The 20,619-nt window shown below is 72.2% G+C and carries 17 protein-coding genes and 1 tRNA gene; 17 read left to right on the top strand and 1 reads right to left on the bottom strand.

Going from position 1 to position 20,619, the window contains the following annotated elements:
- Window positions 1-9: 9 nt before the first annotated feature.
- From JOD46_RS11825 to JOD46_RS11755, 15 genes are all read left to right on the top strand, one after another.
- On the top strand, window positions 10-273 hold the full coding sequence (locus JOD46_RS11825) for a phosphoribosyl-ATP diphosphatase (protein ID WP_204394594.1): 264 nt from the start codon (window positions 10-12) through the stop codon (window positions 271-273).
- A 47-nt stretch (window positions 274-320) separates the two neighbouring features.
- Window positions 321-1,160 (top strand): ATP phosphoribosyltransferase, encoded by an 840-nt coding sequence (gene hisG, locus JOD46_RS11820; protein WP_204394592.1) that lies wholly within the window; start codon window positions 321-323, stop codon window positions 1,158-1,160.
- A 10-nt stretch (window positions 1,161-1,170) separates the two neighbouring features.
- Window positions 1,171-1,932 carry an imidazole glycerol phosphate synthase subunit HisF gene (hisF, locus tag JOD46_RS11815; protein WP_204394590.1) on the top strand — a complete coding sequence of 254 codons (762 nt, stop codon included), beginning with the start codon at window positions 1,171-1,173 and terminating at the stop codon, window positions 1,930-1,932.
- Window positions 1,929-2,372, top strand: coding sequence for a phosphoribosyl-AMP cyclohydrolase (gene hisI, locus JOD46_RS11810; RefSeq protein WP_204394588.1), 444 nt, complete (start codon window positions 1,929-1,931; stop codon window positions 2,370-2,372). The genes hisF and hisI overlap by 4 nt, the downstream gene beginning before the upstream one ends.
- The gene (locus JOD46_RS11805) at window positions 2,369-3,916 is read left to right on the top strand and encodes an anthranilate synthase component I (protein WP_204394578.1); all 1,548 of its coding nucleotides are present in this window, start codon (window positions 2,369-2,371) and stop codon (window positions 3,914-3,916) included. Before hisI ends, JOD46_RS11805 begins: the two co-directional genes overlap by 4 nt.
- Window positions 3,913-4,551, top strand: coding sequence for a Trp biosynthesis-associated membrane protein (locus JOD46_RS11800; RefSeq protein ID WP_307835019.1), 639 nt, complete (start codon window positions 3,913-3,915; stop codon window positions 4,549-4,551). The genes JOD46_RS11805 and JOD46_RS11800 overlap by 4 nt, the downstream gene beginning before the upstream one ends.
- 35 nt (window positions 4,552-4,586) lie before the next feature.
- Window positions 4,587-4,817, top strand: a complete 231-nt coding sequence (locus tag JOD46_RS11795) for a DUF6704 family protein (RefSeq protein WP_204394576.1) — start codon at window positions 4,587-4,589, stop codon at window positions 4,815-4,817.
- Window positions 4,818-4,820: 3 nt separating this feature from the next.
- Window positions 4,821-5,591, top strand: a complete 771-nt coding sequence (gene trpC, locus JOD46_RS11790; RefSeq protein WP_204394574.1) for an indole-3-glycerol phosphate synthase TrpC — start codon at window positions 4,821-4,823, stop codon at window positions 5,589-5,591.
- A 1-nt stretch (window position 5,592) separates the two neighbouring features.
- The gene (trpB, locus tag JOD46_RS11785) at window positions 5,593-6,798 is read left to right on the top strand and encodes a tryptophan synthase subunit beta (RefSeq protein WP_204394572.1); all 1,206 of its coding nucleotides are present in this window, start codon (window positions 5,593-5,595) and stop codon (window positions 6,796-6,798) included.
- Entirely contained in the window at window positions 6,795-7,580 is a 786-nt protein-coding gene (trpA, locus tag JOD46_RS11780; RefSeq protein WP_204394570.1) for a tryptophan synthase subunit alpha, read from the top strand. Before trpB ends, trpA begins: the two co-directional genes overlap by 4 nt.
- 64 nt (window positions 7,581-7,644) lie before the next feature.
- The gene (lgt, locus tag JOD46_RS11775; protein WP_204394568.1) at window positions 7,645-8,637 is read left to right on the top strand and encodes a prolipoprotein diacylglyceryl transferase; all 993 of its coding nucleotides are present in this window, start codon (window positions 7,645-7,647) and stop codon (window positions 8,635-8,637) included.
- A 167-nt stretch (window positions 8,638-8,804) separates the two neighbouring features.
- Window positions 8,805-13,328, top strand: coding sequence for a glutamate synthase large subunit (gltB, locus tag JOD46_RS11770; protein WP_204396587.1), 4,524 nt, complete (start codon window positions 8,805-8,807; stop codon window positions 13,326-13,328).
- A complete protein-coding gene (locus JOD46_RS11765; RefSeq protein ID WP_204394560.1) occupies window positions 13,321-14,778 on the top strand; it encodes a glutamate synthase subunit beta in 1,458 nt (485 codons plus the stop codon). Before gltB ends, JOD46_RS11765 begins: the two co-directional genes overlap by 8 nt.
- 71 nt (window positions 14,779-14,849) lie before the next feature.
- Window positions 14,850-16,265, top strand: coding sequence for a pyruvate kinase (pyk, locus tag JOD46_RS11760; protein ID WP_204394557.1), 1,416 nt, complete (start codon window positions 14,850-14,852; stop codon window positions 16,263-16,265).
- A 135-nt stretch (window positions 16,266-16,400) separates the two neighbouring features.
- Complete coding sequence (locus JOD46_RS11755; protein ID WP_204394550.1) at window positions 16,401-17,384, top strand: CapA family protein; 984 nt, start codon at window positions 16,401-16,403, stop codon at window positions 17,382-17,384.
- Between the two features lie 43 nt (window positions 17,385-17,427).
- Here JOD46_RS11755 and JOD46_RS11750 read toward each other — a convergent pair.
- Window positions 17,428-17,510, bottom strand: a tRNA-Leu gene (locus JOD46_RS11750).
- 37 nt (window positions 17,511-17,547) lie between these two features.
- Here JOD46_RS11750 and JOD46_RS11745 point away from each other — a divergent pair.
- Together JOD46_RS11745 and ppsA are read left to right on the top strand one after the other, a co-directional pair.
- Window positions 17,548-18,153: an ANTAR domain-containing response regulator gene (locus tag JOD46_RS11745; RefSeq protein WP_092669881.1), complete on the top strand. Its 606-nt coding sequence runs from the start codon at window positions 17,548-17,550 to the stop codon at window positions 18,151-18,153.
- A gap of 91 nt (window positions 18,154-18,244) precedes the next feature.
- Window positions 18,245-20,578, top strand: coding sequence for a phosphoenolpyruvate synthase (gene ppsA, locus JOD46_RS11740; protein WP_204394548.1), 2,334 nt, complete (start codon window positions 18,245-18,247; stop codon window positions 20,576-20,578).
- The last annotated feature ends 41 nt before the right edge of the window (window positions 20,579-20,619 follow it).

The raw sequence follows: 20,619 nt of genomic DNA, 5'->3' as shown, positions 1-20,619 counted from the left end.
GCTGGACGGGTGAAATCCTTCGACGACCTCTTCGTCGAGCTCGAGGACAAAGCCCGCACCCGCCCCGAGGGCAGTGGCACCGTCCGCCAGCTCGACGCCGGCGTGCACGCCATCGGCAAGAAGATCGTCGAGGAGGCCGCCGAGGTCTGGATGGCCGCCGAGTACCAGAGCGACGCCGAGACGGCCGAGGAGATCTCGCAGCTGATCTACCACCTCCAGGTGCTCATGCTCGCGAAGGGACTCACCCCGGCCGACGTGTACCGACATCTGTGATCACGCACATGACCGCAGATCCGTTCCGTCGACACGAAAGCCAGGGAATGCTCCGAATCGCCGTGCCCAACAAGGGCTCGCTCTCCGAGACCGCCGCGCAGATGCTCTACGAGGCCGGGTACACCGGCCGTCGCGACCCGAAGGAGCTCATCGTCGCCGACCCCCGCAACGGGGTCGAGTTCTTCTACCTCCGTCCGCGCGACATCGCGACCTACGTCGGCTCGGGCGCACTCGACGTCGGCATCACGGGCCGCGACCTGCTGCTCGACTCGGGGTCCGAGGCCACCGAGATCGCCCCGCTCGGGTTCGGCGACTCCACGTTCCGCTTCGCGGGTGCGCCGGGTGCGTTCGCCGAGCTCGCCGACCTCGAGGGCGTGCGGGTGGCCACGAGCTATCCCGGGCTCGTCGGCGACTTCCTCGCCCGGCACGGCGTGACCTCCAAGCTCGTCAAGCTCGACGGCGCGGTCGAGTCCGCGGTGCGGCTCGGCGTGGCCGACGCGGTCGCCGACGTGGTCTCGACCGGGTCGACGCTGCGCAAGGCCGGCCTCGAGATCTTCGGGCCCGTCATCCTCGAGTCCGAGGCGGTGCTGATCGGCTCCGGCGTCGAGCGGCCCGGCACGCAGACGCTCGTGCGTCGCCTGCAGGGTGTACTCGTCGCCCGGCAGTACGTGCTGCTCGACTACGACGTGCCCGTGGCGCAGCTCGAGGCGGCGACCGAGGTCGCGCCCGGCTTCGAGTCGCCGACGGTCTCCCCGCTGCACGATCCCGAGTGGGTCGCGGTGCGCGTCATGATCCCGCGCACCGAGATGAACCACGTCATGGACGAGCTCTACGCCCTCGGCGCGCGCGCGATCCTGGTCAGCGCGATCCACGCGGCACGACTGTAGGGAGCCGCGCATGAGCCTCGCCGTCCGTGTCATCCCGTGCCTCGACGTCGCCGGCGGCCGCGTCGTCAAGGGCGTCAACTTCCTGAACCTCCGCGATGCCGGCGACCCCGTCGAGCTCGCGGCCCGCTACGCCGAGCAGGGCGCCGACGAACTCACCTTCCTCGACGTCACCGCCACGGTCGACGACCGCGCGACCACCTACGACATGGTGCGCCAGGTCGCCGAGCAGGTCTTCATCCCGCTCACCGTGGGCGGCGGGGTGCGATCGAACGAGGATGTCGCGCGGCTGCTCGGCCACGGGGCCGACAAGATCGGCGTGAACAGCGCCGCCATCGCGCGCCCCGCGCTCATCGGCGAGATCGCCGACCGCTTCGGCGCGCAGGTGTGCGTGCTCTCGCTCGACGTCAAGCGCTCCGACCGCACCGAGTCGGGCTTCGTGGTCACCACGCACGGCGGCCGCACCGAGATCGACCTCGACGCGCTCGCGTGGGCGCGCCGGGCGATCGAGCTCGGCGCGGGCGAGCTGCTGGTCAACTCGATCGATGCCGACGGCACCAAGCAGGGCTTCGACCTCGAGCTCGTGCGCCTCATGCACGAGCTCTCGTCGGTGCCGGTGATCGCCTCGGGCGGCGCCGGCGCGGTCGAGCACTTCGCCCCCGCGATCGCCGCCGGCGCCGACGCCGTGCTCGCGGCCTCGGTGTTCCACAACGGCGAGCTGACGATCGGCGACGTCAAGCACGCACTCGCGGCCGACGGGAGGATCGTCCGATGACCGGGACCGGCGACGAGGAGCTCGAGTTCGACACCGAGACGTGGGCGCCCGACGCGACCGCGGTCGACCGCGCCGCGTTCAACTCCGACGGGCTGCTGCCCGCCGTCATCCAGCAGTGGGACACCGGCGAGGTGCTCATGCTCGGCTGGATGGACCGCGAGGCCATGCGCCGCACCCTCACCGAGGGGCGCGTGACGTTCTGGTCGCGCTCGCGCCAGGAGTACTGGCGCAAGGGCGACACCTCCGGCCACGCCCAGTACGTGAAGGCCGCCGCGCTGGACTGCGACGCCGACACGCTGCTCGTGAAGGTCGAGCAGGTCGGGGTCGCCTGCCACACGGGCACGCGCACGTGCTTCGACGGCGATCCGCTCCCGGTGGTCGAGGGCATGGCCGGCGCGACCGACGCCCCCGATCCCGCCCCGCCCGGAGGAGCCCGATGACGGCCGCACGCACCGCCAGCACCCGCTTCGACGACTTCGCCGCGCTGCTGCCCGGCCGCCGCGTGGTCCCGGTCGTCCGCGAGCTCTTCGCCGACGGCGAGACGCCCGTCGGCATCTACCGCAAGCTCGCGCGCGACCGTCCCGGCACGTTCCTGCTCGAGTCCGCCGAACAGGGCGGCATCTGGTCGCGCTACTCGTTCGTCGGCGCCGCCTCGTACGGCGTGCTCACCGAGCGCGACGGCACGGTGGACTGGATCGACACGGGCCTGCCGCGCGAGCGCGCACTCGGCGACGCATCCGAGGGGCTCGCACCGCTGGCCGCGCTCGAGGCGCTCTACGAGCGGTGGGCCACCGCGGACGTGCCGGGCGCGCCGCCGCTCACGGGCGGACTCGTCGGCTTCATCGGGTGGGAGGCGATCCGCCAGATCGAGCACCTGCCGAATCGCCCGCCCGCCGACTTCGCCGTGCCCGGGCAGGCGTTCGCCTTCGTGTCCGAGCTCGTGGTGATCGACCACCGCACGGGCACCGTGCAACTCGTCGCGGCGGTGCTCAACGACCTCGGCGAGGCGGCCGAGGCGCTGTGGGCCGACGCGCAGGCTCGGCTCGACCGGCTTCAGGCCGCGCTCGCGCAGCCCGCCGAGGCGTACCTCGCCGAGATCGACCTGTCGCGCGCCGCCGAGCCGCGCCACCGCACCGAGAAGGCCGACTTCCTCGCCGCGGTCGAGCGCTCGAAGGAGTACATCCGCGAGGGCGACATCTTCCAGGTCGTCATCTCGCAGCGGTTCGAGCAGGAGGCAACGGCCCACCCCATCGACGTCTACCGCGTGCTGCGCAGCCTCAACCCGAGCCCGTACATGTACCTGCTGCACCTCGAGGACTCGGCGGGGGAGCCCTACTGGATCGTCGGCTCGTCGCCCGAGGCGCTCGTCAAGGTCGAGGACGGCCGGGTGTACACGCACCCGATCGCCGGGTCGAAGCCGCGCGGCGCCACCCCGGAGGACGATGCCGACCTCGAGGCCGAGCTCGTCGCGGACCCCAAGGAGCAGGCCGAGCACCTCATGCTCGTCGACCTCGCGCGCAACGACCTCGCGAAGGTGTGCGACGCGGGCTCGGTCGAGGTCACGGAGTTCATGCGCGTCGAGCGGTTCAGCCACATCATGCACCTCGTGTCGTCGGTCGAGGGCGACCTCAGCGCCGACGCGAACGCGATCGACGTGTTCCGCGCGACGTTCCCCGCCGGCACGCTCTCGGGTGCACCCAAGCCTCGCGCGCTCGAGATCATCGACGAGCTCGAGCCCGCCCAGCGCGGCGTGTACGGGGGAGTGGTCGGCTACTTCGGCTTCGGCGGCGACGCCGACCTGGCGATCGCCATCCGCACCGCGACGATCTCCGGTGGCGTGGCGCGCGTGCAGGCGGGCGGCGGCCTGGTGGCCGACTCGAACCCCGAGTCCGAGTACCAGGAGTCGGTCAACAAGGCCGCGGCCCCGCTGCGCGCGGTCGCCGTCGCCAACGCCATGCGGCGCGTCGGCTCGGAGCCCGCGTGAGACCGGAACGCATGAAGCTGCCCGCGATCCTCGGCATTCTCGCCGGCTCCGGGCTCGCGCTGCTCTCGTGGAGCCAGACCTGGTTCGAGGTCGTCCTCGTCGCGGGCGCCGCCGCCGGCGGAGCCACGACGCTCGAGGTCGGCGGCGCGGTCGCCTCACCGGCGATCGCGGCCCTCGCGCTCGCCGGCCTCGCACTCGCGGGGGCCCTCGCCATCGCCGGGCCCCTGATCAGGCTCGTCCTCGGCCTGCTCGCCGTGGTGCTGGGCGGATGCCTCGTGCTGGCCGCCTCGCTCTCGATGGCCGATCCCGTGGGCGCCGCGTCCGGCGCGATCGCGGAGGCGACCGGCGTCGCCGGCGCCGAGCCGACCGCCGCGCTCGTCGACCGTCTCACGCAGACGGCGTGGCCGGTCGTCGCCGTCGTCGGCGGTGCGCTGGTCGCGCTCGCGGGCCTCGCGGTGGTCGTCACCGGCCGGGCGTGGCCGACCTCCCGCCGGTACGGCGGCGGCACCCGGCTCGCGGCCGACGGCGCGCAGCCCGCCCCCGCCTCCGACCGCGCCGTCGACGACTGGGACGGCCTCAGTCGCGGCGACGACCCGACCGACGCCGCGGACGAGCCGCACGACGGCACCCGCTAGACTTTCCCACGATCCGAAGCACGAGAAGGAGCACCATGAGCACTGAGCACGCCGACCCCGGCCACGGACACTCGCCCGCGGCGTGGACCGCCGTGACGATCATGCTCGTGGCCTTCGCCATCGGCACGCTGGCGTTCTTCCTCGACCTGCAGTGGCTCGTGTGGGCGTCCGCGGGCCTGCTCGTCGTCGGCGCGCTGACCGGGTGGGCGCTCGCCCGCGCGGGCTACGGCGTCGACGGCGCGAAGACCGCGCCCAAGGCGCACTGACGCGTGCTCTCCGAGCTCACGGCGAACGCCGTCGCCGACGCTGAGTCGCGCCGCGCCGAGCGGTCGCTGGCCGACGTCGAGGCGGCCGCGCTCGCCCGCCCGGCCGCGATCGACGCGCTCGACGCGCTCGCGCCCGGAGCGCGCGTGAAGGTCATCGCCGAGATCAAGCGCTCGAGCCCCTCGCGCGGCTCGCTCGCGTCGATCGACGATCCGGCCGCGCTCGCGCGCACGTACGAGCTCGGCGGCGCGAGCGCGATCAGCGTGCTCACCGAGGGCCGCAAGTTCGGCGGCTCGCTCGCCGACCTCGAGTCGGTGCGGGCCGCGGTCTCGCTGCCCGTGCTGCGCAAGGACTTCATCGCGACGCCGTACCAGGTGTTCGAGGCGCGCGCCGCGGGCGCCGACCTCGTGCTCCTCATCGTCGCCGCGCTCGACGACGCGACCCTGGCCGAGTTGCACGGGCTCATCACCGAGCTCGGCATGACGGCCCTCGTCGAGACCCACTCCGCCGACGAGCTCGACCGCGCCGCCCAGCTCGGCGCCCGGCTCATCGGCGTGAACGCCCGGGACCTCTCCACGTTCGAGCTCGACCGCGACCTGTTCGGACGCCTCGTCGATCGCTTCCCCGACGGGGCGATCCGCGTGGCCGAGTCGGCCGTGCTGTCGGCGGCGGATGTCGCGCACTACCGTGCCGCGGGCGCCGACGCCGTGCTCGTGGGCGAGGCCCTCGTCACGGGCGACCCCATCGCGAACCTCTCAGCATTCCTGGCGGTATGACATGGCCCTCCGTGCCCAGACCGGTCCCTACTTCGGCGAGTTCGGCGGGCGGTTCGTCCCCGAATCCCTGATCGCCGCACTCGACGAGCTCTCCGAGGCGTACACGCTCGCCAAGCTCGATCCCGAGTTCCAGCGCGAGCTCGACGAGCTGGGCCGCAGCTACACGGGCCGGCCCTCGATCATCACCGAGGTGCCGCGGTTCGCCGAGCACGCGGGCGGTGCGCGGGTCGTCCTCAAGCGCGAGGACCTCAACCACACGGGCTCGCACAAGATCAACAACGTGCTCGGCCAGGCGCTCCTGACCACGCGCATCGGCAAGAAGCGCGTGATCGCCGAGACCGGCGCCGGCCAGCACGGCGTCGCGACCGCGACGGCGGCGGCCCTGTTCGGGCTGGACTGCACGATCTACATGGGCGAGGTCGACACCGAGCGCCAGGCGCTGAACGTCGCGCGCATGCGGCTGCTCGGCGCCGAGGTGGTCGCGGTCAAGACCGGGTCGCGCACGCTCAAGGACGCGATCAACGACGCCATGCGCGACTGGGTCACGAACGTCGAGACCACCAACTACATCTTCGGCACGGTCGCAGGTCCCCACCCGTTCCCCGAGATGGTGCGCGACTTCCAGAAGATCATCGGCGAGGAGGCGCGCCAGCAGGTCATCGACCTCACCGGCGCACTGCCCACCGCGGTCGCCGCGTGCGTCGGCGGCGGCTCCAACGCGATCGGCATCTTCCACGCGTTCCTCGACGACGCCGACGTCGCGCTCTACGGGTTCGAGGCGGGCGGCGAGGGCGTCGAGACGCCGCGGCACGCCGCGACGATCTCGAAGGGGCGCCCGGGCGTGCTCCACGGCGCGCGCAGCTACCTCCTGCAGGACGAGGACGGCCAGACCATCGAGTCGCACTCGATCTCGGCGGGCCTCGACTACCCCGGGGTGGGGCCCGAGCACTCGTGGCTGGCCGCGCTCGGCCGCGCGCAGTACCGTCCGGTCACCGACGACGCCGCGATGCAGGCGCTCCGGCTGCTCTCGCGGACCGAGGGCATCATCCCCGCGATCGAGTCCGCGCACGCGCTCGCGGGCGCCATCGACCTCGGCCGCGAGCTCGGGCGCGACGCGACCATCCTCGTGAACCTCTCGGGGCGCGGCGACAAGGACATGGACACCGCGGCGAAGTACTTCAGCCTGTACGACGGAGGCGAGCAGTGAGGAACGTCGGCGAGGTCATCCGCCGCCGCAACGAGGAGGCCGCGGGCGCCCTGATCGGGTACCTCCCGGTGGGCTTCCCGACGCTCGACGAGAGCGTCGAGGCCGCCGTGGCGCTCGTCGAGAACGGCGTCGACGCCCTCGAGATGGGGCTGCCCTACTCCGATCCCGTCATGGACGGCACCGTCATCCAGGCGGCGACCCAGCAGGCGCTCGCGAACGGGTTCCGACTCGCCGACGGGTTCGAGGCCGTGCGACGCATCACCGAGCGCGTGGACGCGCCCGTGCTGATCATGACCTACTGGAACCCCGTCGTGCAGTACGGCGTCGATCGCTTCGCCGACGATCTCGCGGCCGCCGGCGGAGCGGGCCTGATCACCCCCGACCTCATCCCCGACGAGGCGGGCGACTGGCTCGCGGCATCCGAGCGGACCGGGCTCGACCGCGTGTTCCTCGCCGCACCGACCTCGACCGACGAGCGCCTGCGACGCGCCGTCGCCGCCAGCCGCGGCTTCACGTACGCCGTCTCGACCATGGGCATCACGGGCGCGCGCGCCGATGTCGACCGAGCGGCTCGCACGCTCGTCGCGCGGCTCCACGAGGCCGGATCCGACGCGGCCTGCGTGGGCGTCGGCATCTCGACCGCGGCCCAGGTCGCCGAGGTGCTCGAGTACGCCGAGGGCGCGATCGTCGGCTCGGCGCTCGTGAAGGCCCTCGCCGACGGCGGGGTCGCCGGGGCCGGGCGGCTCGCGGCCGAGCTCGCGCGCGGCACCGCACGCAAGTGAAGTAGTCTCGACGGGGCCGCCGCCCACGGCGCCCCCGCACCATCGACGAAAGGCAGACGCCGGCGTGATCGCACCGATCAGCATCCCGAGCCCCGACCCGGAGTGGCGAACCCTCGAGATCCCCGTCCCGTGGGGCACGCTCAACATCCAGATGTACGCGCTCTGCATCCTCGCGGGCATCATCATCGCCACGATCTGGACTTCGCGACGCCTGACCAAGCGCGGGGCCGAGCCGGGCATCGTGCTCGACGTCGTGCTGTGGGCCGTGCCGCTCGGCATCGTCTTCGCCCGGCTCTACCACGTCGTCACCCACCCCGACGACTACTTCGCCGGTCAGGAGTGGTGGAGGGTCTTCGCGATCTGGGAGGGCGGCAACGCCATCTACGGCTCGCTCATCGGCGGCGCGATCGGCGTCATCATCGCCTGCCGTCTCACGGGCCTGCGCTTCTGGTCGTTCGCCGACGCCGTCGCGCCGGGCCTCCTGCTCGCCCAGGCCATCGGGCGCCTGGGCAACTGGTTCAACCACGAGCTCTTCGGCTGGCCCACCGACCTGCCGTGGGGCCTCGAGATCGAATCGAGCAACCCCGCGTTCCCGGCCGGCCTCGAGGACGGCACGCTGTTCCACCCGACCTTCCTCTACGAGATCATCTGGAACGTCGTCGGGGTCGTCGTGCTGCTCGGCCTCGAGCGGTTCTTCCGCCTGCGCTGGGGCATGATGTTCGGCGCCTACCTGATCTGGTACGGCGCGGGCCGCGCGGTCTTCGAGACGATCCGCGTCGACCCGAGCGAGATGTTCCTCGGCATCCGGTCGAACGTCTGGGCGTCCTTCGCCGCGATCGTGATCGGCCTCGTCATCATCCTCGTCCAGCGCCGCCGGCACCCCGGCGTCGAGCCGAGCGTGTACCGGCCGGGCCGTGAATGGAAGCCCGCCGATGCTGAGGTAGACTCGGACGACAACACCGAGTCCGACTCAGACTCTCTCGACGACGGCGTCGAGGGTGAGAACGAACCCGGCGAGACGGCTGCCACAAGCTCGAGCCGCTCGGCCTCCGTCTAGGGGCCACGCCACCACCCCGTTCTCCGCCGCTGGCGCCGCACCTCGCGCCGCGAATCCTCCTTCGTGGGCCGACGACGTCCCCGTTGCTACCGAGATACCGAGGACGGTCCAACGTGTCGCTTCCCCCTCCCCACTCACGGTTCGGAACCGTACCGCCCGCGCAGGGCATGTACGACCCGGCCGACGAGAAGGACGCCTGCGGGCTCGCCATGGTCGCGACGCTGCGCGGCACGGCCGGCCACGACATCATCACGGCGGCGCTCGACGCCCTGCGCAACCTCGAGCACCGCGGCGCGGTCGGCTCCGACGCGGGCACGGGCGACGGAGCGGGCATCATCACGCAGGTGCCCGACGCGTTCCTGCGCGAGGTCGTCGGCTTCCCCCTGCCGCCCGCCGGCAGCTACGCGGTGGGCAACGCCTTCCTGCCGGTCGACCCGACCGCGCGCAGCGCCGTCAAGCAGCAGCTGCAGCGCATCGCCGCCTCCGAGGGCCTCGAGGTGCTCGGATGGCGCGAGGTGCCCGTGCGCCCCGACGAGCTCGGCACGCTCGCGCGCGCCGCGATGCCCGTGGTCCAGCAGCTGTACGTGCGCAGCTCGGCGAGCACGTCCGAGGGCGAGCACGTGTCGGGCATCGCGCTCGACCGGCTCACCTTCCGGCTCCGCAAGCGCGCCGAGCGCGAGCTCGAGCTCTACTTCGCGTCGCTCTCGTGCCGCACCCTCGTCTACAAGGGCATGGTCACGACGCTCCAGCTCGAGCCGTTCTACCCCGACCTCTCCGACGAGCGCTTCGCCTCCAAGCTCGCGCTCGTGCACTCCCGCTACTCCACCAACACGTTCCCGTCGTGGCCGCTCGCGCAGCCGTTCCGCATGATCGCGCACAACGGCGAGATCAACACCATCCAGGGCAACCGCAACTGGATGCGCGCGCGCCAGTCGCAGCTGCACTCCGAGCTGCTCGGCGAGCTCGACCCGCTCATGCCGATCGTCACGCCGGGCGCGAGCGACTCGGCCTCCTTCGACGAGGTCGTCGAGCTGCTCACGCTCGCGGGCCGCAGCCTGCCGCACGCCGTCATGATGATGGTGCCCGAGGCGTGGGAGAAGCAGGCCGAGATCGACCCCGCCCGACGGGCGTTCTACGACTACCACTCGATGCTCATGGAGCCGTGGGACGGTCCCGCCGCGATCGTGTTCACCGACGGCACCCTCGTCGGCGCGACGCTCGACCGCAACGGGCTCCGTCCGGGCCGCTACCTCGTCACCGACGACGGCCTCGTGGTGCTCGCGAGCGAGATCGGCGTGCTCGACCTGCCGCAGCGCAAGGTGGTCCGCAAGGGCCGGCTGCAGCCGGGCCGCATGTTCCTCGTCGACACCGAGGCCGGCCGGCTCATCGAGGACGACGAGATCAAGTCCGAGCTCGCGGCATCCGCCCCATGGGGCCAGTGGCTCGACGAGGGGCGCATCCGCCTCGCCGACCTGCCCGAGCGCGAGCACATCGTGCACCCGCCGGCGTCGGTCAACCGCCGCCAGCGCACGTTCGGCTACACCGAGGAAGAGGTCAAGATCCTCCTCGCGCCCATGGCGGCCACCGGCCAGGAGCCGATCGGCGCGATGGGCTCCGACACGCCGATCGCCGTGCTGTCCGAGCGCCCGCGCCTGCTCTTCGACTACTTCACCCAGCAGTTCGCGCAGGTGACCAACCCGCCGCTCGACTCGATCCGCGAGCAGGTCGTCACCTCGCTCGCGACCTCGCTCGGCCCCGAGCGCAACCTGCTCTCGGCCGGCCCCGAGCACGCGCGCCAGGTCTCGCTCGACTTCCCCGTGATCGACAACGACCAGCTCGCGAAGATCGTGCACATGACCGCGGCGTCCGGCGCGCGAGCGACGCGCACGCTGCGCGGCCTCTACCGCGTCGACGAGGGCCCCGACGGGCTGCGCGAGCGGCTCGTCGAGCTGTGCCGCGAGGTCGACGAGGCGATCGACGAGGGCGCGTCCTTCATCGTGCTGAGCGACCGCGACTCGACCAAGGACCTCGCGCCGATCCCGTCGCTGCTCATGCTGTCGGCCGTGCACCACCACCTCATCCGCTCCGAGACCCGCATGAAGGTGGGCCTCGTGGTCGAGGCGGGCGACGTGCGCGAGGTGCACCACGTGGCGCTCCTGGTCGGCTACGGCGCGTCGGCCGTGAACCCGTACCTCGCGATGGAGACCTGCGAGGACCTCGTCCGATCGGGCGTGCTCGCGGCCGTGACGCCCGAGCAGGCCGTGCGCAACGTCATCACCGCGCTCGGCAAGGGCGTGCTGAAGATCATGTCGAAGATGGGCATCTCGACGATCTCGTCGTACGCGGGCGCCCAGGCCTTCGAGGCCGTCGGGCTCTCGCAGGAGTTCATCGACGAGTTCTTCACGGGCACCACCTCCAAGCTCGGCGGTGTCGGCATCGACGTGATCGCGTCCGAGAACCTCGCGCGGCACGCGGTCGCCTACCCTGCGGATGCCGCAGTGCGCGCGCACGAGCGCCTGCAGACCGGCGGCGAGTACCAGTGGCGCCGCGACGGCTCGCCGCACCTGTTCAACCCCGAGACGGTCTTCCGGCTCCAGCACTCGACGCGGAACCGGCGGTACGACGTCTTCCGCGAGTACACCGGCCTGGTCGACTCGCAGGCCGAGCAGCTGATGACCCTGCGCGGCATGTTCGCGCTGAAGACCGGCGTGCGCCCGCCCGTCCCGATCGACGAGGTCGAGCCGGTCGAGTCGATCGTCAAGCGCTTCTCCACGGGCGCGATGAGCTACGGCTCGATCTCGAAGGAGGCGCACGAGACCCTCGCGATCGCCATGAACCGCCTCGGCGCCAAGTCGAACACGGGTGAGGGCGGCGAGGACCTCGATCGGCTGCTCGACCCCGAGCGGCGCAGCGCGATCAAGCAGGTCGCCTCCGGACGGTTCGGTGTGACGAGCATGTACCTCACGCACGCGGAGGACATCCAGATCAAGCTCGCCCAGGGCGCCAAGCCGGGCGAGGGCGGGCAGCTGCCGCCGACGAAGGTGTACCCGTGGGTCGCCCGCACGCGTCACGCGACTGCGGGCGTCGGGCTCATCTCGCCGCCGCCGCACCACGACATCTACTCGATCGAAGACCTCAAGCAGCTGATCTTCGACCTCAAGCGCGCGAACCCGAACGCCCGCATCCACGTCAAGCTGGTCAGCCAGTCGGGCATCGGCGCGGTCGCGGCCGGCACCGCCAAGGCGCTCGCCGACGTCATCCTGGTCTCGGGCCACGACGGCGGCACCGGTGCGAGCCCGCTGAACTCGCTCAAGCACGCCGGCACGCCGTGGGAGCTCGGCCTCGCCGAGACGCAGCAGACGCTCATGCTCAACGGCATGCGCGACCGCGTGGTCGTGCAGGTCGACGGGCAGCTCAAGACCGGCCGCGACGTCGTGATCGGCGCGCTGCTCGGCGCCGAGGAATTCGGCTTCGCGACCGCCCCGCTCATCGTCGAGGGCTGCGTCATGATGCGCGTCTGCCACCTCGACACGTGCCCGGTCGGCGTCGCGACGCAGAACCCCGAGCTGCGCAAGCGCTTCACCGGCAAGCCCGAGTTCGTCGTGAACTTCTTCGAGTTCATCGCCCAGGAGGTGCGCGAGTACCTCGCCGAGCTCGGCTACCGCTCGCTCGACGAGATCATCGGGCGCCGAGAGCTGCTCGACGTCGACCGCGCGGTCGCGCACTGGAAGGCGTCGGGCCTCGACCTCACGCCCGTGCTCGTCGGCCCCGACTTCTCCGAGTCCGACCCGCGCCGCAACGGCCGCGCGCAGGACCACGAGCTCGACGAGCACTTCGACAACGAGCTCATCCGCCGCAGCCAGCTCGTGCTCGAGCAGGGCGGCCGCGTCGAGATCGAGCTGCCGATCCGCAACACCGAGCGCGCGGTCGGCACGATGCTCGGCCACGAGGTCACCGTGCGCCACGGCGCGCAGGGACTGCCGACCGGCTCGATCGACGTGACGCTGACCGGCTCGGCCGGGCAGTCGTTCGGCGCGTTCCTGCCGAGCGGCATCACGCTGCGGCTCGAGGGCGACTCCAACGACTACGTCGGCAAGGGGCTCTCGGGCGGCCAGATCATCGTCCGCCCGTCGCGCGAGGCCGGCTTCGTCGCCGAGCGCAACGTGATCGCCGGCAACGTGATCGGCTACGGCGCGACGCAGGGCAGCATGTTCATCCGCGGCATCGTGGGCGAGCGGTTCCTGGTGCGCAACTCGGGCGCCACGGCCGTCGTCGAGGGCGTGGGCGACCACGCGCTCGAGTACATGACGGGCGGCCTCGCGTTGATCCTCGGCGCGACCGGACGCAACCTCGGCGCGGGCATGTCGGGCGGCACCGCCTACGTGCTCGACCTCGCCGAGTCGCGCGTGAACCGCGAGGCGCTCGCCAGCGGCGAGCTGCAGCTGCATCCGCTCGGCAGCGCCGACCACGAGATCGTGCGCGACCTGCTCGAGCAGCACCTCGAGCACACCGATTCCGCGGTCGCCGCGGCCCTCCTCGCCGAGGGGGACGCCGCGTTCGACCGCTTCACGAAGGTGCTGCCGCGCGACTACGCCGCAGTGCTCCGCACGCGTCAGAGCGCCGTCGACGAGGGACTCGACCCCGACGGCGACGTGGTGTGGACTCGGATCTTGGAGGTGACGGGTGGCTGACCCGAAGGGCTTTCTGAAGGTCACCGAGCGCGAGCTGCCCAAGCGGCGCCCCGTGCCGGTGCGCATCATGGACTGGAAAGAGGTCTACGAGGCGGGCGACTCGGCGCAGCTGCGCCGACAGGCCGGCCGCTGCATGGACTGCGGCATCCCGTTCTGCCACCAGGGCTGCCCGCTCGGCAACCTGATCCCCGAGTGGAACGACCTCATGTGGCGGGGCGAGGGCCGCGCGGCGATCGAGCGGCTGCACGCGACGAACAACTTCCCGGAGTTCACCGGACGGCTGTGCCCCGCGCCGTGCGAGTCGGCGTGCGTGCTCGGCATCAACCAGCCCGCTGTCACGATCAAGCAGGTCGAGGTCTCGATCATCGACCAGGCGTTCGGCAACGGCTGGGTCCAGCCGCAGCCCCCGGGCCGCCTGACGGGCAAGACCGTCGCGGTCGTCGGCTCCGGCCCGGCCGGGCTCGCCGCCGCGCAGCAGCTCACCCGTGCCGGCCACACCGTCGCGGTGTACGAGCGCGACGACCGCATCGGCGGCCTGCTGCGCTACGGCATCCCCGACTTCAAGATGGAGAAGAAGCACCTCGACGCGCGCCTGGCGCAGATGACCGCCGAGGGCACCCGCTTCCGCGCCGGCGTCGAGATCGGCGTCGACCTCTCGTGGGACGAGCTCCGTCGGCGCTACGACGCGGTCGTGGTCGCCACCGGCGCGATCGAGCCGCGCGACCTCCCCATCCCCGGCCGCGACCTGCCCGGCGTGCACTTCGCCATGGAGTACCTCGTGCAGGCGAACCGCCGGGTCGCGGGCGAGGACGTCTTCGACCAGATCTCGGCCGAGGGCAAGCACGTCGTGGTCCTCGGCGGCGGTGACACCGGCGCCGACTGCATCGGCACCGCGCACCGCCAGGGCGCCCTGTCGGTCACGAACCTCGCGATCGGCAAGCAGCCGAGCACGACGCGTCCGAGCGAGCAGCCCTGGCCGATGCATCCGACCCTGTTCGAGATGCAGAGCGCGCACGAGGAGGGCGGCGTGCGCCAGTACCTCGCGTCGACGGTCGAGTTCCTCGCGAACGACGCGGGCGAGGTGCGCGCCATCCGCGTCGCCGAGACCGAGTACCTCGACGGGCGCCGCGTGCCCAAGGCGGGCACCGAGCGCGAGATCCCGGCCGACCTCGTGCTCCTCGCGCTCGGGTTCACCGGACCCGAGACCGAGGCGGCCGCCGAGCAGCTCGGCTTGCAGGCCACCGACCGCGGCAACTTCGCGCGCGGTGCCGACTACGCCACGGCCGAGCCCGGCGTGTTCGTCGCCGGCGACGCCGGCCGCGGCCAGTCGCTCATCGTGTGGGCGATCGCCGAGGGCCGTGCTGCGGCCGCAGCCGTCGACCGCTACCTTGAGGGTGAGACGCAGCTGCCGAGCCCGATTCCCGCGACGGCGCGAGCCTTCGCCGTCTGACCCGCGTCATCCGGCGCCTCACGTAGTCCGTACCAGCGCTTCGGCGCGCAACCCCTGGAGCAGACACCACCATGAGAAGAGCGAAGATCGTCGCCACGCTCGGACCGGCAACATCGAGTTACGAGCAGATCCGCGCGATCATCGACGCGGGGGTGGACGTCGCCCGCATGAACCTGAGCCACGGCAGCTACGACGTCCACGAGGGCGTCTACCAGAACGTGCGCAAGGCGGCGAACGACTCCGGCCGCGCCGTCGCCGTGCTCGTCGACCTGCAGGGCCCCAAGATCCGCCTCGGCAAGTTCGCCGACGGGCCGCACGAGCTCGCCGAGGGCGACATCTTCAAGATCACCACCGAGGACATCCTCGGCACCAAGGAGATCGTCGGCACGACGTTCAAGGGCCTGCCCCACGACGTCGAGCCGGGCGACCACCTGCTCATCGACGACGGCAAGGTCCGCGTCGAGGTGCTGGAGACCGACGGCACCGTGGTCACGACCAAGGTGATCGTCGCGGGTCCCGTCTCGAACAACAAGGGCATCAACCTGCCGGGCGTGGCCGTGAACGTGCCGGCGCTCTCCGAGAAGGACGAGGCCGACCTGCGCTGGGCGCTCAAGCTCGGCGCCGACCTCATCGCGCTGTCCTTCGTGCGCAACGCCGCCGACATCCACCGCGTGCACGAGATCATGCACGAGGAGGAGCGGCGACTGCCCGTCATCGCGAAGATCGAGAAGCCGCAGGCCGTCGAGGCGCTCGAGGAGATCATCGAGGCGTTCGACGCGATCATGGTCGCCCGCGGCGACCTCGGCGTCGAGCTTCCGCTCGAGGCCGTGCCCATCGTGCAGAAGCGCGCGATCGAGATCGCCCGCCGCCTGGCCAAGCCGGTGATCGTCGCGACGCAGATGCTCGAGTCGATGACGCACGCGCCGGTCCCGACGCGCGCCGAGACGTCCGATGTCGCGAACGCGATCCTCGACGGCGCCGACGCGGTCATGCTCTCCGGCGAGACGAGCGTCGGCGAGTACCCGGTCCAGACCGTGAAGACGATGGCCCGGATCATCGAGTCGACCGAGCAGCACGGGCTGCACCGCATCCCGCCGCTGGGCACGAAGCCGCGCACGCAGGCCGGCGCCATCACGCTCGCCGCGGTCGAGGTCGCCGACTTCGTCGAGGCGAAGTACCTGTGCGTGTTCACCGAGACGGGCGAGTCGGTACGCCGGATGTCGCGCCTGCGCAGCATCATCCCCATCCTCGCCTTCACGCCGTATCCCGACATCCGGCGCCGCATGGCCCTGAACTGGGGCGTCGAGTCCTTCGTCGTCGACCGCGTCACGCACACCGACCAGATGGTCGGCCAGGTCGACGAGCTCCTCGCGAAGACCGGCAAGGCCGAGGCGGGCGAGAAGGTCGTCATCATCTCGGGTTCGCCTCCCGGAATCCCCGGCACCACGAACGACGTGCGCGTGCACGTCGTCGGCGAGGTGCTCTAGCGGATCGCGCCCCGGTGGGCCCGGTCGTTCGTGCGGACGCCGGGCCCACCGGCGTCCGCGGGCGCTAGCGTCCGGGCACGCCGCTGGGCATGATGGCCGTGAGGGCGGCCGTCGACCCGGCGGCCGCGTGCGGCCATGGAGATCGCCTTCGTCGGTGACGTGATGCTCGGCCGGCTCGTCGCGGACGAGCTGCGCCGGCATCCGCCCGAGCACCCGTGGGGCGACGCGTTGCGGCTGCTGCGGCGGGCCGACGTGCTCGTGGGCAACCTCGAGTTCGTGCTCTCCTCCGACGGGCGTCCATGGCCGGGGAAGACGTTCCACTTCCGGGCCGACCCCGCGGCGGTCGCGAGCCTCGAGGCGGCGGGGTTCGACCTCGTGTCGGTCGCGAACAACCACGTGCTGGACTTCGGATGGGATGCCGCAGCGGAGTCGCTCGCGACGCTCGCGAGCCACGGCATCCGCTTCGCCGGTGCGGGGGAGGACCTCGAGGCGGCGCAGCGCCCGGCCGTCCTCGAACGCGCGGGACTGCGCGTGGGGATGCTCGCCTTCACCGACAACGAGCCGGGCTGGGCGGCCGGTCCCGGCGCGCCCGGCGTGCATCATGTGCCGCCGGATCCCCGCGATCCCCGCGCGGCGGCGCTGTTCGAGTCGGTCGCCCGGGCGCGCGACCACGCCGACCTGCTGGTCGTCTCCGCGCACTGGGGCGGCAACTGGGGCGTCGACGTGCCCCCGACCCATCGCGCGTTCGCACGTGCCCTCGTCGATGCGGGGGCCGACGTGGTGTTCGGCCACTCGCCGCACATCCCGCGGGGCGTCGAGGTGATCCGTGGTCGCCCGGTCCTGTACTCCGCGGGCGACTTCGTCGACGACTACGCGGTCGATCCGGTGGAGCGGAACGACCGCTCGTTCGTCTTCGTGCTGCGAGCGGATGGCGGGGTCCCGGTCGAGTTGCGCCTGCATCCGACCGAGATCGGCGACTGCCGGGTGCGGCTCGCCGGTGCGTCCGCCGAGCGGATCGCGTCGGAGATGTCGCGGCGCTGCGCGGTGCTCGGCACGCGCGCGACGTGGGATGGTGCGAGGCGCTGCCTGGTCGTCGGGTTGGAGCCCGGAACGCACTGAGCGCCGCGCGCAGCACGTGGCGCGGCGCGCATCGCCGCGGCGGTGCCGGTGGTGGGGGTCGAACCCACACGCCCTCTCGGGCAAAGCATTTTGAGTGCTCCGCGTCTGCCATTCCGCCACACCGGCCCGAAGGCCCCGGCCAGAATACCGTAGGCTCTTCTGCGTGACAGACACCGAAGACACCCAGCCGGCTCCGCGACGCGTCGTCGTCGCGGAGGACGAGTCGCTCATCCGCCTCGACATCGTCGAGATCCTGCGCGACAACGGCTACGAGGTGGTCGGCGAGGCCGGCGACGGCGAGACCGCGGTCCAGCTCGCGACCGAACTGCGCCCCGACCTGGTCATCATGGACGTGAAGATGCCGCAGCTCGACGGCATCTCGGCCGCGGAGCGGCTCTCGAAGGGCCACATCGCCCCGGTCGTGCTCCTCACGGCGTTCAGCCAGAAGGAGCTCGTCGAGCGGGCCAGCGAGGCGGGCGCGCTCGCCTACGTGGTCAAGCCGTTCACGCCCAACGACCTCCTGCCCGCGATCGAGATCGCGCTCGCCCGCCACGCCCAGATCATCGCGCTCGAGGCCGAGGTCGGCGACCTCGTCGAGCGCTTCGAGACGCGCAAGCTCGTCGACCGCGCCAAGGGCCTGCTCAACGAGAAGATGGGCCTGACCGAGCCCGAGGCGTTCCGCTGGATCCAGAAGGCCTCGATGGACCGCCGCCTCACGATGCGCGACGTCTCGCAGGCGATCATCGAGCAGCTCGCGCCGAAGAAGTAGGCCCTCCGGCCCTAGGCGTCGGCGCCCGCGCCCGCGATCGTGGGGGTGTCCGGGTCGCGAGGGCCCGGTTCCGTCCGGAACGGGGGCCCACATGCTGCACGACGCGACGACCACGCTCGTCACCCGGTTCGAGGAGGTGCGCCTCGGCGACGCCGGCACGGTCGGCGGCAAGGGCGCGAACCTCGGCGAGATGACCGCGGCGGGCCTGCCGATCCCACCGGGTTTCGTGGTGACGGCCGACGCCTACCTGCGCGCGATCGACGGGGCGGGCGTGCGGCAGCGGCTGCTCGACGGATTCCGGTCCGCCGCGCGGGACGCCGACGATCCCGACCGGCTCACGACCGAGGCGGCCGCGCTGCGCGCGACCGTCGTGGGCCTCGAGGTCCCCGACGACGTGCGGCGCGCCATCCTCGACGAGTACCACCGCCTCGGCGACGCGGTGGCCGTCGCCGTGCGATCCTCCGCCACGTCCGAGGACGCGGAGGGCACGTCGTTCGCGGGCATGCACGAGACCTACAACAACGTCGTCGGCGACGACGCCGTGATCGCGAGGATCCGCGACTGCTGGGCGTCGCTGTACGGCGACCGGGTGATCTCGTACCGGTCGAGCCAGGACATGGACGAGGAGCCCGAGCTCGCGGTCGTGGTGCAGACGCAGGTCGTGTCGGACCGCTCCGGCGTGATGTTCACGGTCGACCCGTCGACGGGGGCGCGCGATCACCTCGTGATCGAGGCCGCCCTCGGGCTCGGCGAGGTGGTCGTGTCCGGAGCGGTGGAGCCGGACACCTACATCGTGGCCAAGGAGGGTCCGCGGCTCGTGTCGGTGCGCGTCGGCCGCCAGTCGCACCGCCTGGTCGCCACGGCCGGCGGCGACGTGCGCCGCGAGGAGCTGGATCCGTCGCTGGCCGACGCGCGAGTGCTCACCGACGACGAGGTGCTCGAGGTCGCGGCCCTCGGCCTGCGGGTCGAGGCGCACTACGGGCAGCCGCAGGACACCGAGTGGGCGTACTCCGGCGGCACGCTCTGGATGCTCCAGTCGCGCCCGGTGACGACGCTCGGCGACGAGCACGCCGGCGCCGAGGCGGGTGCGGGGGAGCCGGGGTCGGCCCCCGCGGGCACCGTCCTCATCCGCGGGCTGGCCGCGTCGCCCGGCCGGGTGAGCGGCCGGGTGCGCATCCTGCAGGCGCCCGACGAAGGTGCGGCGCTGCAGGCCGGCGAGATCCTCGTCGCGCCGATGACCAACCCCGACTGGGTGCCGACGATGCGCCGGGCGGCCGCGGTCGTCACCGACGGCGGTGGCATGACCTGCCACGCCGCCATCGTCGCGCGCGAGCTGGGCGTGCCCGCCGTGGTGGGTGCGCGGGTCGCGACGAGCCTGCTCCGCGACGGCGAGCTCGTGACGGTGGACGGCGCCAAGGGCGAGATCGTCGAGGGCGCGGACGCCGCGGCATCCGCCCCCGCGGCGCCCGCCGCCGTCGTCTCGGCGGTCGCAGCCCCGCCGGCCGCGCCCGAACCGCTCGCGACCCGGCTCTACGTCAACCTGGCGATCGCCGAACGCGCCGAGGAGGTCGCGGCGCTCGACGTCGACGGCGTGGGCCTGCTGCGCGCCGAGTTCATGATCACGGACGCGCTCGGCGGCCTGCATCCGCGCGAGATGCTCGCCCGCGGCCAGCGCGATGAGTTCGTCCGCCGCATGAGCGCGTCGCTGCTGACGGTCACGCGCGCGTTCGGCCGCCGGCCCGTCGTGTACCGCTCGATCGACTTCCGCACCAACGAGTTCCGCGGGCTCGAGGGCGGCGAACGCTTCGAGCCGCAGGAGAGCAATCCGATGATCGGCTACCGCGGCGCGTACCGGTACGTGAAGGAGCCCGAGCTGTTCTCGCTCGAGCTCGAGGTGCTCGCGCGCGTGCGCGATGAGACGCCCAACCTGCACGTGATGCTGCCGTTCGTACGCACTCGGTGGGAGCTCGAGGCGTGCCTGGAGCTCATCGACGCGAGCCCGCTCGGCCGGCAGCGCGGCCTCAAGCGCTGGGTCATGGCCGAGGTGCCCTCGGTCGTGTACCGCATTCCGGAGTATGCCGCCATGGGCATCGACGGCGTCTCGATCGGCTCGAACGACCTGACGCAGCTCATGCTCGGGGTCGACCGCGACTCCGAGATCTGCGCCGAGCTCTTCGACGAGTCCGACGCGGCGGTGCTCGACGCGATCGAACGCATCATCACGGCCTGCCACGCAGCCGGGATCACGTCGTCGCTGTGCGGCCAGGCGCCCTCGAACACGCCGTCGTTCGCCGAGCACCTGGTCCGTTTCGGCATCGACTCGATCTCGGTCAACCCGGATGTGGCGGACCGCACGCGCGGCGTGGTCGCGGCCGCCGAGCGGCGGATCCTGCTCGACGCGGCGAGGAACGGCGCGGCCGGCTGACGCGCTCCGTGCGGCCCGTCCGGGCGGACGGCGGCGTCGGT

Source organism: Agromyces aurantiacus (genome assembly GCF_016907355.1).
Lineage (GTDB): Bacteria > Actinomycetota > Actinomycetes > Actinomycetales > Microbacteriaceae > Agromyces > Agromyces aurantiacus.
Note: the sequence above shows the minus strand (reverse complement) of the source record. Positions and strands in the feature narration are given on the sequence as shown.

Bases quoted from the DNA above. Each gene is read 5' to 3' on its own strand.
- hisF (WP_204394590.1), top strand. From the start codon at position 1,171: ATGAGCCTCGCCGTCCGTGTCATCCCGTGCCTCGACGTCGCCGGCGGC.
- gltB (WP_204396587.1), top strand. From the start codon at position 8,805: ATGTACGACCCGGCCGACGAGAAGGACGCCTGCGGGCTCGCCATGGTC.
- trpB (WP_204394572.1), top strand. From the start codon at position 5,593: ATGGCCCTCCGTGCCCAGACCGGTCCCTACTTCGGCGAGTTCGGCGGG.
- ppsA (WP_204394548.1), top strand. From the start codon at position 18,245: ATGCTGCACGACGCGACGACCACGCTCGTCACCCGGTTCGAGGAGGTG.
- JOD46_RS11795 (WP_204394576.1), top strand. From the start codon at position 4,587: ATGAGCACTGAGCACGCCGACCCCGGCCACGGACACTCGCCCGCGGCG.
- hisI (WP_204394588.1), top strand. From the start codon at position 1,929: ATGACCGGGACCGGCGACGAGGAGCTCGAGTTCGACACCGAGACGTGG.
- JOD46_RS11755 (WP_204394550.1), top strand. From the start codon at position 16,401: ATGGAGATCGCCTTCGTCGGTGACGTGATGCTCGGCCGGCTCGTCGCG.
- hisG (WP_204394592.1), top strand. From the start codon at position 321: ATGCTCCGAATCGCCGTGCCCAACAAGGGCTCGCTCTCCGAGACCGCC.
- JOD46_RS11805 (WP_204394578.1), top strand. From the start codon at position 2,369: ATGACGGCCGCACGCACCGCCAGCACCCGCTTCGACGACTTCGCCGCG.
- pyk (WP_204394557.1), top strand. From the start codon at position 14,850: ATGAGAAGAGCGAAGATCGTCGCCACGCTCGGACCGGCAACATCGAGT.